Here is a 14,026-nt window from a genome sequence, read left to right on the forward strand (position 1 = left end):
CCCAGGCAAATGACCCAACTCAACCCCCGCCAGCGTGAGGCTGTGCGCTACATCGACGGCCCCCTGCTGGTGCTGGCGGGCGCCGGCAGCGGCAAGACCAGCGTCATCACCCGCAAGATCGCCTACCTGGTGGAGCAGTGCGGCATCCAGTCCCGTCGCATCGCCGCGGTCACCTTTACCAACAAGGCGGCGCGGGAGATGAAAGAGCGGGTCGGCACCCTGCTGGGCGCAAAGGCCGCCGAGGGGCTGACGGTCAGCACCTTCCACCAGCTGGGACTGAAGATCATCCGCGAGGAACGCAAGGCGCTGGCAATGAAGGCGGGCTTTTCCATCTTTGATGGCGAGGACACGCGCAACCTGATCCGCGACCTGCTGATCCAGGAACACGGCGCCGAGGGCGACCAGGCCCAACTGATCCAGCAGCGTATTTCCAACTGGAAGAATGACCGGGTGTTGCCGGAGGAGGCGCTGGCCCACGCCAAAAGCCCCGCCGACATGCTCTTCGCCCAGGCTTACCAGCGCTATCGCAAGGCCCTGCGGGCCTACAACGCGCTGGATTTCGACGACCTGATCCTCCTGCCCACCATTCTCTTCGAGCACCAGCCCGAGGTCCTGACCAAGTGGCAGGAGCGCCTGCACTACCTGCTGGTGGACGAATACCAGGACACCAACGCCAGCCAGTACCTGCTGGTGCGCCAGCTGATTGGCCTGGGCGGCGGCCTTACCGTGGTGGGCGACGACGACCAGTCCATCTACGCCTGGCGCGGCGCGCGGCCGGAAAACCTGGCCCTGCTACAGGCGGATTTCCCCGGCCTGAAGGTGGTCAAGCTGGAGCAGAACTACCGCTCCACCTCGCGCATCCTCAAGGCCGCCAACACCCTCATCGCCAACAACGAGCACGTATTCGACAAGCGGCTATGGAGTGAACTCGGCGCCGGCGACCCGCTGCGGGTGGTGCGCTGCACCGACGAGCAGCACGAAGTGGACCAGGTGGTGGCGGAGATCCTCGACCACAAACTGCGCAAGCGCACCCGCTTTGGCGACTACGCCGTGCTCTACCGGGGCAACCACCAGTCGCGGCTGCTGGAACTGGCCCTGCAGCAACAGCAGGTACCCTACCACTTGAGCGGCGGCACCTCGTTTTTCGCCCGCAACGAGGTCAAGGACATCATGGCCTACCTGCGCCTGCTGGTGAACGAAAACGACGACAACGCCTTCCTGCGCATCGCCAACGTGCCCCGGCGCAAGCTCGGCCCCTCCACCCTGGAGGCGCTGGGCGCGCATGCCACCAGCCGGCACTGCAGCCTGAGCCAGGCCCTGCAGCATATTGATGCCGGCGCCCTGCCCGAGGCGGGCTTGCGCCGGCTGCGTGAGTTCTACCACTGGCTGTCGGGCCTGCGCCGCCAGGCCGAGGGCGGCAACGGCATCGGCGCCATCCGCCAGCTGATCCGCGACATCGACTATGCCGACTGGCTGCTGCAATTGAGCTCCAGTGAAGACGTAGCCGAGCGCCGCATGGGCAATGTCACCTTCCTGGTCGACAGCCTGGAGCGGGTGATGCGGGACGAGGAGATCGGCCTGGATGAAGCAGTCAGCCGCCTGCTGCTGCGCGACCTGCTGGAGCAGCAGGAAGAGGAGAAGGCCGGCCCCGACAGTGTCCAGCTGATGACTCTGCACGCCTCCAAGGGCCTGGAGTTTCCCCATGTATTCATCATCGGCATGGAAGAGAGGCTGTTGCCGCACCGCGCCAGCATCGAGGAGGACAACATCGCCGAGGAGCGGCGCCTGGCGTATGTCGGCATCACCCGCGCCCGGGAAACCCTGACCATGACCATGGCCCTGAAGCGGCGCCAGTACGGCGAGATCATCAGCTGCGAACCCAGCCGCTTTCTCGCCGAGCTGCCGCCGGAGGACCTGCAGTGGCAGGGCGGCGACGCCGACACCGCCGAGGCCAACGAGCAGCGCGCGACGGAAACCCTCAGCAGCCTGAAGTCACTGTTCGCTTGAACCCTCCATGTAGGAGCGGACTCCGTGCGCGATCGCCCGCGGAGCGGGCTCCTACGGGGTCAGGCCCAGGCGCCGCTTGATGCGCTCGCGCAGGGTCTGGATGATGGCGTAGAAGCCGGGGATGAAGAAGGTGCCCACCAGCAGCGCCGCCAGCATGCCACCAAACACGGTGATTCCCAGCGAGCGCTGCCCGAAAGCGCCGGCGCCGGTGGCGAACACCAGGGGCAGGATCCCGAGAATAAAGGACACCGCGGTCATGCTCACCGCGCGAAACCGCAAACGGCCCGCGTCCGCAGCCGCTTCCAGTATTCCCTTACCACCCTCCTCCCGCAGTTGGCGGGCAAACTCCACAATCAGGATGGCGTTCTTCGCCGCCATGGCGATCAGCAGCACCAGGCCAATCTGGGCGTAGAGGTTCAGCGCCTGACCGGTCAGCAGCAGCGCCAGAATGGCGCCGCCGATCGCCATCGGCACCACCAGGATGATTGCCACCGGAATTGACCAGCTCTCGTACTGTGCCACCAGAAACAGGTAGACGAACACCAGCGCCAGCGCGAACCCCAGGGCCGCGGTATTGCCCGCCTGCCGTTCCTGGTAGGCGGCGCCGGTCCAGTCGATACGGTAACCCGCCGGCAGGCGGCTGGCGGCGGCCTCGAACGCGGCCATCGCATCTCCGCTGCTGTAACCGGGAGCGGCGTTGCCGCGCACCGTCGCCGCACGGTACAGGTTGTAGCGCTGCACCGCGTCGGGGCCCAGCATCAGACGGCTGCTGACCAGAGTGCTGAGCGGCACCATCTCGCCACCGCTGGCTTTGACGTAGAAATGCTCCAGCCCTTCCAGATCGGCGCGGAACGGTGCATCCGCCTGCATGGTGACCTGGTAGGTCTGGCCGAACTTGTTGAAGTCGTTGATGTACATGGAACCCAGCTGGGCCTGCAGGGTCATGAAAATCTCGTTCAGCGGCACGCCGAGGTTCTTGGCCTTGACCCGGTCCACGTCGATGAAGTACTGCGGCACATTGGCCCGGAAGCTGCTGAACACGCCGGTCAACGCCGCCTGCTCGTTGCTGTCGACAATAAAATTGTTCAGCACTGCGGCCAGTTCGGCAGGGCTGCGGGCCAGGGTATCCTGCAGCATGAGTTCCAACCCGCCCACGGCGCCCATCCCCGGCACCGCCGGCGGTGCGATCGCCACCACCTGGGCTTCGGGCACCTGCATAAATGCCTGGCCGTTGATGCGGCGAGCCACATTGAACACCAGCTGTTCCGGCTCGGTACGCTCGTCCCAGTGTTTCAGCACCACGAACAGGGTGCCGGCATTGCTGGCCATGGCCCCGGTGAGGATGGAGAAGCCACTGATCTCGGTCACACTCTGCACCGCCGGGTCGGCGAGGATGATGTCGGCCACCTTGCGCACCGCATCCCGGGTACGCAGCAGCGAGGCGGCATCCGGTAACTGTACATTGACCAGCACCGCGCCCTTGTCCTCGTCGGGCACCAGCGCCGTGGGGGTACTGAATACGCCCAGCGCCAGGGCGCCCATCCACAGCAGGAAAATCAGCCCGACCACTACCAGCTTGCGCAGCACCCAGGCGACGCCGCGGCTGTAGCCATCGGTGACCCGGGCAAAAAACCCCAGGAACGCCCGATACCAGCCGGCATCGCGCTGCCCGCCCTGGCGCAGCAGCAGGGCGCACAGGGCGGGGCTCAGGGTGAGTGCATTGAGCGAGGAGAACACCACCGCCACACAGATGGTGACCCCAAACTGGCGGTACATCTCGCCGCTAATACCGGGCAGCGCCGCCACCGGAACGAATACCGCCAGCAACACCAGAGTCGTGGCGATAATCGCACCGCCCACCTCCCGCATGGTGATCAGCGCCGCTTCCCGCGGCGCCAGGGAGGGGTCCTCGCGCAGGTGGCGATCACAGTTTTCTATCACCAGGATGGCATCATCCACCACGATGCCGATCGCCAGGATCAGCGCAAACAGGGTCATGGTATTGATGGACATGTCCAGCAGGAACAGGACCGCCAGGGCTGACACCAGCGACACCGGAATGGTCACCGCCGGCACCAGGGTGGCGCGCAGGCTGCCGAGGAAAATGTAGGTAATCAGGATCACCAGTGCGACCGCCATTGCCAGCGACACCAGCACCTGGGATACGGCGGTGGAGACATAGCGGGTGGTGTCGTAGTTGATCTGGTAGGACATGCCCGCGGGGAAGCCGGTGGAGACCTCCGCCAGCAGCGCATTGACCGCGGCGCCGACCTGCAGCGCGTTGGCGTCCGAGGCCTGGTACAGCGCCACATTGACCGCCGGCCGGCCGTTGATCTCACCGAAAAAGGCGTAGTCGGACTGGCCCAGTTCGATGCGCGCCACATCCCGCAGGTAAATTGCCGAGCCGTCGGGCCGCGCCCGCAACACGATATTCTCGAACTCCGCGACTTCCTGCAGCCGGCCCTTTACCCGCAGGGTGAATTCCGTTTCCATGCGCCGGTCAAAGGGCGCGCCACCGATCTTGCCGGCGGCGACCTGCACATTCTGCTCCCGCAGGGCGGCGTGAATATCGGTGACCGACAGGCCGCGATTGGCCATCTTGTCCGGGTCCAGCCACAGGCGCATGGCGTAGTCCGCCTCGCCGATTACGTTAGCGCCGGAGATTCCGGGCACCCGGCTCAGCGCGGCCAGGACATTGATCTTGACGTAGTTGGAGAGGAACTTGTAATCAAGCGATTCGTCCGGGGAGGTAAAGCTGACGATCTTGAGCATGTCCGGAGCGCGCTCGACAATCGTCAGGCCACGGGCCGTGACTTCCGCCGGCAGGGAGGGCTCCGCCAGCTTCACCCGGTTCTGCACCCTGACCAGCGCCATGTCCGGGTCGGTGCCGACTTCAAAGGTGACCGACAGCGAGTAGCTGCCGTCATTGGCACTCTTGGAGGACATGTAGATCATGTCCTCGACCCCGTTGACCGCATCTTCGATCGGCGTGCCGACCGCCGCTTCCACCACCTCCGCCGCCGCACCCGGGTAGAAACCCGACACCACGATATTGGGTGGCGATATCGGCGGGTACTCGTTCACCGGCAGCAGGGTGATAGCGAGCGAGCCCAGCAGCGTGAAAACAATGGCGATGACCAGGGCAAACCTGGGGCGCGTAACAAAGAACGCACTGAACATCGCCCTATGCTCCGTTGTCGGCGGCGTTTACCGTCGCGGTTACCTCTACCGGCATGCCGGGGCGCACCTGTTGCAGGCCGCGCACGATAACCCGGTCGCCGTCCTCCACACCCTCCTTTACCAGCACCAGGTCGTCGAAACGCTCGCCCAGCTCTACATTCTGGCGGATTACCGTGCTTTCGGTGCCCACCACGAGCACGAATGTACCCTGCTGATCCGCCTGCACTGCCGCCAGCGGCAGGAACAGGCCCTCCAGTAGCTCGGTGTCCTGCAAGGTCACCCGCACATACTGGCCCGGCACCAGCAGGCCGTAGGGATTGGGGATTCTCGCGCGGGCTTCCATGGTGCCGGTAGCGGCGTCGATCCGGTTGCCAAAATAGTCGATCTGGCCCACTTCCGGGTAGACCACACCGTTGGCCAGCTCCAGCGTCACCTCCACCCCCTTCAGGTCGGCGACGCTGGGGTTGGCGGTAACACGCTGGGTGATCTGCGCGATATAGGTGGCCTCGGACACCTGGAACAGCGCTTCGATAGGGTCCACGCTGACCAGGCTGGTGAGGTCGCCGCTGTTGGGGCCCACCAGATCGCCGGGGCTGACCTGGCTGCGACCGATGCGCCCGGCAATCGGCGCCTTGATGATGGTGAAGCCCAGATTGACCTCGGCGCTGGTGACCTGGGCCCGGGCCGCCTCGATGTGGGCATCCGCATCCAGCTTCTGGGCGGTGAGGTTGTCCATTTCCACCTGCGAGATCGCCCCCCGGGGCAGCAGCTCCTGGCCGCGCTTGTAGTTGCGCTCGGCGTTCGCCTGGTTGGCGGTCGCCGCCGCCAGTTCCGCCCGGGCCTTGGCCAGAGCCGCCGCGTATTCCGAAGGGTCGATGCGATAGAGCACATCCCCGGCCGCGACCTGTTCCCCCTCTCTGAACTCCCGCGACAACAGGTAGCCGCTGACCATGGCCCGGATAGTAACGTCATCCTTGGCCACCAGGCGTCCGACATACACGGACCTGGGCTGATAGGGCTCCAGGCGCACGCTGTCCACGACGACGCCCACCACGGGCTGCGGCGCTGGCTCCTCCGTACAGGCGAACAACAACAGCGCCGTTGCCAGCACCCCCAGGCAAAGTGTGACCGCTCTCATGGATGACGTCCCCTCATCTATAGTCACCATCATAGTCACAAAAAAGGCCGCCGTGCGTGCGCAGGGCGGCCTTTTAATCCTTGCTGGTGCTTACTGGCTTTCTTCCACCATGTAGTCCACCGCGGCTATGACTTCCTCATCCGAGCAGTTCATGCAGCCGCCCTTGGCCATCATACCGGTGCCGGCAACACCCTTGACCCCGCTTTCATGCAGCACATCCATGCCCTTGGCGATGCGCTCGGCCCAGGCCACGACGTCTCCCACCACCGGTGCGCCGCCGGCCCCGGTCATGTGGCAGGCCATGCAGGCTGCGTTGTACACCTCTTCACCGTTTCGGGCCGCCACTGCAGCGCCCGCCGCTGCCGCGCCGCCACAGCTGGCGTCCCCGTGCAGGCAAACCTCGCCCACCGGCTTGATGCGCGCCTCGACTGCGGCCCGCTGCTTGTCAGTAAGGTCGATGGCGCCCGCCGCCATGGCAACGCACAGGGCCGCTACACTCAATACAATTCGGCTGATCACAGCTGTATCCTCTACAATTTGGCCGCGCATTATAGCCAGTTCTGGCCCGGGGTAAAACTCGCCCTCATCCGCGCTGGCCGCGCCCCTGGATTTGCCCTTACCATAGGGCTTACGTCACCTGCCACGGAGCAACTCAATGATACTGTACACCTACGACCCCGCCCCCAATCCCCGCCGCCTGCAGCTGTTCCTGGACTACAAGGGTATCAAGGTCGAGACGGTACAGATCGACATGCTGAAGCAGGAACAGTTCGGCGAGACCTTCCGCAAGCTCAACCCCCTGTGTACCGTGCCGGCCCTGGTGCTGGATGACGGCACCGTACTGACCGAGGTCATCGGCGCCTGCGTCTATCTGGAAGCCATGTACCCCGAAAAACCGCTGCTGGGCAGTACTCCGCTGGAGAAGGCCCAGGTGATCAGCTGGAATCACCGCCTGTTCAACAGCCTGCTGCTCGCCATTGCCGAAGTATTCCGCAACGGCAATCCCGCCTTTGCCGGCCGCGCCCTGCCTGGCCCGGTGGGTGTAGAGCAGATACCGGCTCTGGTGGAGCGCGGCCGGCAGCGCATGGAAGCGGCCTGGCGCATGGTGGACCGCGCCCTGGCCAAGAGCCCCTTTATTGCCGGCGAACACTTTTCCATGGCCGACATCGACCTGCTGGTCTGCGTCGACTTCGCCGGCTGGGTGAAAGGCGCGGTGCCGGAGGAGTGCAGCCATGTTCACGCCTGGCTGCCGCGAGCGCGGGCTGCCCTGCCGGGGGAATAACTCAAAAATACCAGGCGAGCTGGGCGAACAGGGCGGGGCCGGTAGCGAGATCCTTATCCTCCCCCGCCCGGATACCACCGTATTCAGTGCCGGCGGGCCCCAGCGGCAGGTTCAGTGCCCCCAGCAACTGCCAGTCCTGGCGTATATCCCAGCGCAGGGACAGCTGGGCCAGGGCCGAGCCATCCCCCAGGTTGGCGAACAGGGTGGGGGTCAACTGCAGCAGCGGGGTCATTTCCACCAACAGGGATGCGGCCAGGTAATGGCGGCCGAGAGTGAACAGCTCGCCGCGCTGCAAGCGCGCCCGCAGGGCCTCTTCCCGCGTCAGGGCAGCAAAGCTGTATTCCGCCTCGCGCAGGCCGTGGCCGTTGAAGAAGTATTCCAGCACCCCGCTCATATTGCGCCCACCCCACGCCCAGGACCAGGCAGCGTTCACCACCGCGCTGCTCACCCAGCCCTGCGCGCTGTCCGCAAACAGTACATCCCCGCGCAGCACCGCGTCCCCCAGGTTGGTGCTGGCACCCAAGGCGAACAGCAGCTCGTCGAAATGCTGCGCCAGCATCAGGTCGTATTCCCGCTCGAGACCGAAACCGTGAAACTTGAGCGCGGTTGAACTGGCCGCGCTGGTCACCCGCCCCTGCTCGTCCCGGCGCTGCACCTGCACCAGTTGGAAGTCACTGCCCGAGGACAGCAGGTACTGGCCGTAGAGCATGTCGTCACCGGTCTTGTATTCAGTGTCGATGGCGGTGGGATCAAAGGGATTGAACACGTCGACCGGATTGAACAGCAGGCCGTTGCCCCAGCTCACTGCCTGCCGCCCCAGCCGCAACACTACGCGTTCACTGCTATAGCCGATATGCAGGCGATCCAGACGCTGCAGGGTGAGTGAGTCTTCACTGCGGTCGATCTCATGGCTAAGATCCCACCAGCGGCGGCCGTCGTCGGGGAGCGCTGACTGCCCCGCGCCGCCGGCCAGAGGCAGCGCCGACGCTTCCCGGTGGCGGGTCAGCAGCTGGTAGTCCGCAGCCGCTTCCCAGCCCCCGGCGCGCTGTTGCCAGCGCAGGCGCAGTTCGGCGCCGCGGTCGAGGTCACTGCCCTCCATGGCTGTGCCCTGTAGCTTGGCATGGCCGCCGACAAAGCCCGGGATCTCGGCCCGGGCGCACAGCACCGGCAGCAGGGTGGCCAGCAACAGGCAACGCAACCATGGCCGCACCAGCTTAGCCCTCGCTGCCCACGGATGGCCGCCCCACGGATGGCCGCCCCACGGATGGCCGCCCCGAGGGCTGCTGCGCGACATCGTCAATGACGCGGCCGTCCTCCATCCGGACCAGGCGCCGGGCGTAGGCCATCACCCGGGGATCGTGGGTCGCGAGCACGAAGGTCACGTTGCGGTTGCGGTTCAGGGCCTGGAACAGGTCCATCAACTGGGTGGCGCTCTGGCTGTCGAGGTTGGCGGTGGGCTCGTCCGCCAAAACGAGTTGCGGCTCACTGGCAATGGCCCGTGCCACCGCGACCCGCTGCTGCTGGCCACCGGACATTTCCGCCGGGCGCCGCTCCTCCAGCCCGGCCAGGCCCACTTCCGTCAGCACCCCCGCGGCGCGCTCGCGCCGCAAGGCGGGCGCCAGGCCCTGGACCTGCATCACGAATTCCACGTTCTCCCGCGCCGACAGCACCGGGATCAGGTTGTAGGCCTGGAACACAAAGCCGATTTCCCGCAGGCGCAGGTCAGCCAGGGCGCCGCGGGAGAGCTGGTCAATGCGGCGCCCGCCCAGGGTGATACTGCCGCTGTCCGGGGTATCGAGCCCACCCATTGCGTTGAGCAGGGTGGTCTTGCCGGAGCCGGAGGGCCCCGACAGGCACAGCAGCTCCCCCGCCTCGATGCTCAGCGACACCCGGTCGAGGCCGATGATCCGCTGCTCGCCCTGCTCGAAGGTCTTGCACAGGTCCTGGCAGACAATTGCACTCACGGTTGGCTCACTCCTCTCTGCAAATTCGCAAAATCAGTGCCTCGCCAGGGCCCGCACCGGGTCCAGCCGGGAGGCGCGCCAGGCGGGCAGCAGGCTCGCCAGCAGACCCAGGGTCAGTACCACCGCCGTCGACATCAGCATGTCGTCAAGGGCAAGCAGGGGGTACAGGGTCGTGCCCATTTCCATCATCTCCATGCCCTCCGCCACCGCCGAGATATCAACCCCATCGCGCAGCGGCAGCAGGGTCGCCAGGGCCAGGCTGTTACCCGCCAGCAAACCCAGCGCGAGCAGCAACAGGCTTTCCAGCAGCACCTGCAGCAGGATCAGCGCCGGGCGCATGCCCAGGGCCTGCATCAGGCCCAGCTCCCGGGTGCGCTCGAACACCGCCATCACCAGGGTGTTGATCAGGCCGAAGGACAGCACCAGAAATACCACCACCATGAACACCAGCACGAAACCCTCCTGTACCGCGAGCATGGAGCCGAGGAAAGTGTGCAGCTCGGTCCAGCCCAGCACTTCCAGCTCCGGGGAGGCAGCGGCCTGTAGCGCCGGCAGCCAGGCGTCCACCGCGGTGTAGTCCGAAGCGGACACCGCAATTTCCGTGACCCGCTGCTCCAGCCCCAACAACTCCTGCAGGGCGCCGCGGCCGACATAGGCAAAGCGCTCCTCATCACCCTGCAGGCGCGCCCGATAGATACCCACTATCCGGACCCCGCGATCGGCGACGTTGTTCGCCGTGTCCTGGGTCATCAGCACGATGCGCTTGCCGAGGCCGGTTTCCAGCCGCGCAGCGAGGCCCGCCCCCAGCAGGATGCCGCGGTCATCGGCGCCAGCCAGCATGCGGCCCTCGAGCAGGGTCTCCGGCAGGCTCCCCAGAGCGTCTTCCTGTGCCGGGTCCACCCCCAGCAGAGTGACCCCGCGGCTGGCATATTCACTGGCCAGCACAGCGGGCACGCGCAGGCGCGCGGCCCAGGCCGTAATCGGAGCGCTGTTGAGCTGCTCCAGCAGGCGGCCTGCCGGCATCGGCATGTGGTTGACCACGCTGGGGTCGAGCAGGAACTCGGGGTGGTGAATTTGCGCCTCCCCGGGCAGGGTGGCGAGACCGTTGCGCACCATCTGGTCGGTCATGCCGCGCATCAGGGCGCTCATCACAATCATCGCCCAGACGCCCAGGGCAATCGCCAGCAGCATGATCAGGGTGCGGCGGTAGTTGCGCCACAGGTTGCGCCAGGCCAGGGTCAGCAATGAACCCAGGGGCCAGTGCATCAGGTGGCCCTCATCGCGGCAACCGGTTGCAACCCGAACAGGCGCAGCGCGGGATAGACCGCCGCCAGCAGGGCGCCCAGAAACACGGTGAGGGGCCCCCACAACAGCGACGCCAGCGTCACCGGCGGGTAAATCCGCTCGGGCAGGTTGAAGCGGGCATTCATCTCCTCCATGCCGGGGAAAGTGAAACCGGCCTGCTGCAGGTAGAGCGCCAGCAGCGCTCCCAGCAGCACCCCAAGGCCCAGCCCCAGGGCGGCCAGCAGGGCGGTTTCCAGCCCCACCAACCGCGCCAGCCGGCCGGGGCTGACGCCCAGTGCGAGCATGACCCCGAATTCGCGGGTGCGCTCCAGCACCGACATCAACTGGGTGTTGAGCACGCTGAAGGCCACCAGCAGGATCAGCACCCCGTACATCACCCAGGCACTGGCCATGTCCGAGCGGATGGCCTGCCGCAGGCCAGGCTGCAACTGGTCCCAGTCCAGCACCACCAGCTCCGGGTGTTCAGCCCGCAGTGCCTGCAGGGTCGTTACCGCCAGCGGCACCTGCTCCAGGTTTGGCAGCCGCACCACCACGCTGTGACCGTGATCGCCCATGCTGAAGACCGTCTGGAACCAGGGCAGGGACACCTGGGCCAGGGCCCGGTCCAGGTCCGGAATTCCCGAATCGACAATGCCCACCACGGTGGCAATGGCGGCGGCAAAGGAGCCGTCGCGGCCGCTGCCGAGAATGGTGATCTCGTCCCCGGGCGCCACCCGCAGGTTGCGCGCCAGCAGGGCGCCGACCACGATCTCGCCGTCGGCGCCGGACAGGTAGCGGCCCTCCCGCAGCAGGCCCGGCAGGGTCGACACCCGGGGCTCCCGCTCGGGCTCGACCCCGGTGACCTGGATGCCGAAAGAACGCTCCTCGCTGGAGGCCAGGGCGTAGGCAATGCCGCGGGCAGCCACCGCCTCCGCGCCGAGCAGCTCCTGCACCTGCCGCGCGCGCTCCGCGACCGCCGGCATGCTCTGGCGGATGCGCTGCTCCTCGTCAAAGCCCTCGTGCTGCAACTGCAGGTGTCCGGTGAATGCACCCAGACTGTTGTCGATCATCATCTGGTAGGAGCCGAGCTGAACCGAAATCAGGAAGATCAGCAGCATATTGCAGAACACCATGGCCCCCACTGTCAGCCAGGTGCGCCGCCAGTGCCGCCACAGATTGCGCCAGGCGAGGCGCCAGGTAATATTCACTGACGCGGATTGCGCAGGCTGGAAAGGGTGAACAGGCTATCCGCCAGCTCGAGGTCGAATTCCACCGCGTGAGTGCGCAACTCGGTGTACTCCTCGGGCGCGTCTGTTTTGGCCATCCGCATGACTGTGGCCACCGGCCGCCCCGCCATCTCCTCGATCGCCAGGGCGGCAAGGGTTTTCACCAGCTCGCCGTCCTGGCTCCAGAACTGCTGCTCCAGCAATACCCAGTCGTCGCGGATGCGCAGGACCTCCTTGCCCCAGACCACCGCCGCCTCCTCGTGGGGCACCGACTCGACCACCCAGACCTGATGCCCTTCGTGTTCCTCTGTCGCCAGCAGGGTGTGGTCGTACTGGCTGACAATGTCCGCACTCTTGCTCACATCCTTGTTGGAGAAATCACTGCCCATCCAGTTCTGCCCCATCATCGAGGAGGGCACCTTGATGACGCGGTTGATACTGGGGCTGAAGGTCCACATGTTGCTATCCACGGAGAGGGTGGCGTTGCCTGCGTCCTTGCGCGGCTCCGTGACCCGCACCAGGGTTTTCTCGTCACCGGCGGTCCAGGCCTGCATGCGCATGCTGCGCTCCCAGTCCGGCCGATGGATGATCATGGTCATGTCGGCGCGCGAGCTCTGGCCCCGGTAGTGGTCCATGGCCTGGCGCACAATGGTAGCCGCATCCAGCGCGCATGCGGGCGCGGCAATGGCCAGCAGGCAAAACAGTGTGGCGAGCAAACTGCGAGTGCGGGACATGGGAACCTCCTGCGCCGGGCGAGCAGCCATCATAGCGTCTGCGGCGCTTTTGGTCATACCGGGAGCGCCATACGGCGGCCGCATTGGATCGCAGCGACGGGCCGGAATTTGCGTTATAACATGGCCGCATGAACAGCCCCACCCAACCCGGCCCACGGCTCGCGCGGGCACTGCCACTCACCCTGTGCCTGCTGCTGGCAAGCTGCGGTGGCCAGCAGCCGGATGCGGCGCTGGCCCGCTATCTGGAGCGGCTGGAGCGCACCCTGGACCAGCCCGCCCCGGCCGTGGAGCTGCCGGACCTGCCGCGTATGCCTCCCCGCGGTGAGCTGCGGCTGGACCTCGAGCGCAGCAACCTCGGCACTCTGGACTTCCTCGCCCTCAGCGGCTGTGAGGTGCAGATTACCATCGGCAAGCGCAACTCCAGCCTCGGGCTGCTGGCCAGCCCCTCCCAGCGCCTGCTGCTGGAACTGGAATTCCTGCGCCTGGCCCCGGCCTGTATCGACCACATGCGCGCCACGGAACGCATCCATTTGGCAGAGCTGCTGCAGGACGCCCACACCCTGAAGCAGCAACAGCTCCCGGCCCTGATTTTCAATGCGACCCTGGGCGGGCCGGAATACCGCAAGCTCTGGCAACCGCCGCAGCGGCTGGGCAGCTACCCCGCGCAGACCAGCAGCGTGCCCCTGACCGCGCTGGCCGGGATCAACGCCAGCGCCCGCCGCTGGTTGGCGGGAGACTATGCCGCAAACAATATGGAGTTCGAAATTCAGCTGAGCGAGGTGGCAAAGGCCGACGGCGGCGCCCTGCTCAAGGCGCTGGCACTGCAGGCGGGCTGGCTGGAAGCGGGCAATGCCCTGCTGCGGGCGCGACGCCAGCGCGGCCCGCTCTGCAGCGGCCCGATCCGCCCTGCGGCTGCCACTACCCTGCGCAACGTCATCGGCAAGTTCTTTGTCGGCGAGGTACAGCCCTGGTCAGCGGCCCTGGGGCGGCGCCAGCATGAACTGCTGCCGCTGGTGGCGGCGCTGGAGTCCGGGCTCCACTCCGACCTGCCTGGCATCTATACCCGCTGGCAGGGCCGACGCGACAACCGGTTGCAGCAGTGGGCCGGGGCCCCCCGGCGCCACGTGGAGGAATTGCAGGCGGTGCTGGCACCCTGCGAGCAGGACTGAGGCCCCGCCATCACACCCGGGCGCAATCACGCTACACTGGGA

Annotated in this window: 11 protein-coding genes; 3 read left to right on the plus strand and 8 right to left on the minus strand. The window is 66.3% G+C overall.

Annotated elements, in window-relative coordinates:
* The first annotated feature begins 9 nt into the window (after positions 1-9).
* Entirely contained in the window at positions 10-2,007 is a 1,998-nt protein-coding gene (gene rep / locus Q6D67_RS08920; protein ID WP_304705252.1) for a DNA helicase Rep, read from the plus strand.
* Positions 2,008-2,058: 51 nt separating this feature from the next.
* On the opposite strand, the gene Q6D67_RS08925 is transcribed toward rep, so the two are convergent.
* The 3 genes from Q6D67_RS08925 to Q6D67_RS08935 form a co-directional block, all read right to left on the minus strand.
* Positions 2,059-5,187 carry an efflux RND transporter permease subunit gene (locus Q6D67_RS08925; RefSeq protein WP_304705253.1) on the minus strand — a complete coding sequence of 1,043 codons (3,129 nt, stop codon included), beginning with the start codon at positions 5,185-5,187 and terminating at the stop codon, positions 2,059-2,061.
* Between the two features lie 4 nt (positions 5,188-5,191).
* Positions 5,192-6,325, minus strand: coding sequence for an efflux RND transporter periplasmic adaptor subunit (locus tag Q6D67_RS08930; protein ID WP_304705254.1), 1,134 nt, complete (start codon positions 6,323-6,325; stop codon positions 5,192-5,194).
* A 90-nt stretch (positions 6,326-6,415) separates the two neighbouring features.
* Positions 6,416-6,844, minus strand: a complete 429-nt coding sequence (locus tag Q6D67_RS08935; RefSeq protein ID WP_304705255.1) for a cytochrome c5 family protein — start codon at positions 6,842-6,844, stop codon at positions 6,416-6,418.
* A 136-nt stretch (positions 6,845-6,980) separates the two neighbouring features.
* On the opposite strand from Q6D67_RS08935, the gene Q6D67_RS08940 reads away from it, so the two are divergent.
* Positions 6,981-7,607 carry a glutathione S-transferase family protein gene (locus Q6D67_RS08940; protein WP_304705256.1) on the plus strand — a complete coding sequence of 209 codons (627 nt, stop codon included), beginning with the start codon at positions 6,981-6,983 and terminating at the stop codon, positions 7,605-7,607.
* A gap of 1 nt (position 7,608) precedes the next feature.
* Here Q6D67_RS08940 and Q6D67_RS08945 read toward each other — a convergent pair whose 3' ends face one another.
* From Q6D67_RS08945 to Q6D67_RS08965, 5 genes are read right to left on the minus strand one after another with little or no spacing between them, the layout of a single operon-like run.
* Positions 7,609-8,817 carry a hypothetical protein gene (locus Q6D67_RS08945; protein ID WP_304705257.1) on the minus strand — a complete coding sequence of 403 codons (1,209 nt, stop codon included), beginning with the start codon at positions 8,815-8,817 and terminating at the stop codon, positions 7,609-7,611.
* A gap of 4 nt (positions 8,818-8,821) precedes the next feature.
* Positions 8,822-9,571 (minus strand): ABC transporter ATP-binding protein, encoded by a 750-nt coding sequence (locus tag Q6D67_RS08950; RefSeq protein ID WP_304705258.1) that lies wholly within the window; start codon positions 9,569-9,571, stop codon positions 8,822-8,824.
* 33 nt (positions 9,572-9,604) lie between these two features.
* On the minus strand, positions 9,605-10,837 hold the full coding sequence (locus Q6D67_RS08955) for an ABC transporter permease (RefSeq protein ID WP_304705259.1): 1,233 nt from the start codon (positions 10,835-10,837) through the stop codon (positions 9,605-9,607).
* The gene (locus Q6D67_RS08960) at positions 10,837-12,063 is read right to left on the minus strand and encodes an FtsX-like permease family protein (protein ID WP_304705260.1); all 1,227 of its coding nucleotides are present in this window, start codon (positions 12,061-12,063) and stop codon (positions 10,837-10,839) included. Before Q6D67_RS08960 ends, Q6D67_RS08955 begins: the two co-directional genes overlap by 1 nt.
* A complete protein-coding gene (locus Q6D67_RS08965; protein WP_304705261.1) occupies positions 12,060-12,815 on the minus strand; it encodes an outer membrane lipoprotein-sorting protein in 756 nt (251 codons plus the stop codon). Before Q6D67_RS08965 ends, Q6D67_RS08960 begins: the two co-directional genes overlap by 4 nt.
* Positions 12,816-12,943: 128 nt before the next feature.
* Between Q6D67_RS08965 and Q6D67_RS08970 the strand changes: the two genes are divergently transcribed.
* Complete coding sequence (locus tag Q6D67_RS08970) at positions 12,944-13,984, plus strand: DUF3080 family protein (RefSeq protein WP_304705262.1); 1,041 nt, start codon at positions 12,944-12,946, stop codon at positions 13,982-13,984.
* The last annotated feature ends 42 nt before the right edge of the window (positions 13,985-14,026 follow it).

The organism is Haliea sp. E1-2-M8, from assembly GCF_030649675.1.
Taxonomy (GTDB): Bacteria; Pseudomonadota; Gammaproteobacteria; order Pseudomonadales; family Halieaceae; genus Haliea.

Excerpts from the sequence above, each read along its gene's own strand:
- Q6D67_RS08925 (WP_304705253.1), bottom strand. The coding sequence starts at position 5,187 with ATGTTCAGTGCGTTCTTTGTTACGCGCCCCAGGTTTGCCCTGGTCATC.
- Q6D67_RS08955 (WP_304705259.1), bottom strand. The coding sequence starts at position 10,837 with ATGCACTGGCCCCTGGGTTCATTGCTGACCCTGGCCTGGCGCAACCTG.
- Q6D67_RS08940 (WP_304705256.1), top strand. The coding sequence starts at position 6,981 with ATGATACTGTACACCTACGACCCCGCCCCCAATCCCCGCCGCCTGCAG.
- Q6D67_RS08930 (WP_304705254.1), bottom strand. The coding sequence starts at position 6,325 with ATGAGAGCGGTCACACTTTGCCTGGGGGTGCTGGCAACGGCGCTGTTG.
- Q6D67_RS08965 (WP_304705261.1), bottom strand. The coding sequence starts at position 12,815 with ATGTCCCGCACTCGCAGTTTGCTCGCCACACTGTTTTGCCTGCTGGCC.
- Q6D67_RS08970 (WP_304705262.1), top strand. The coding sequence starts at position 12,944 with ATGAACAGCCCCACCCAACCCGGCCCACGGCTCGCGCGGGCACTGCCA.
- rep (WP_304705252.1), top strand. The coding sequence starts at position 10 with ATGACCCAACTCAACCCCCGCCAGCGTGAGGCTGTGCGCTACATCGAC.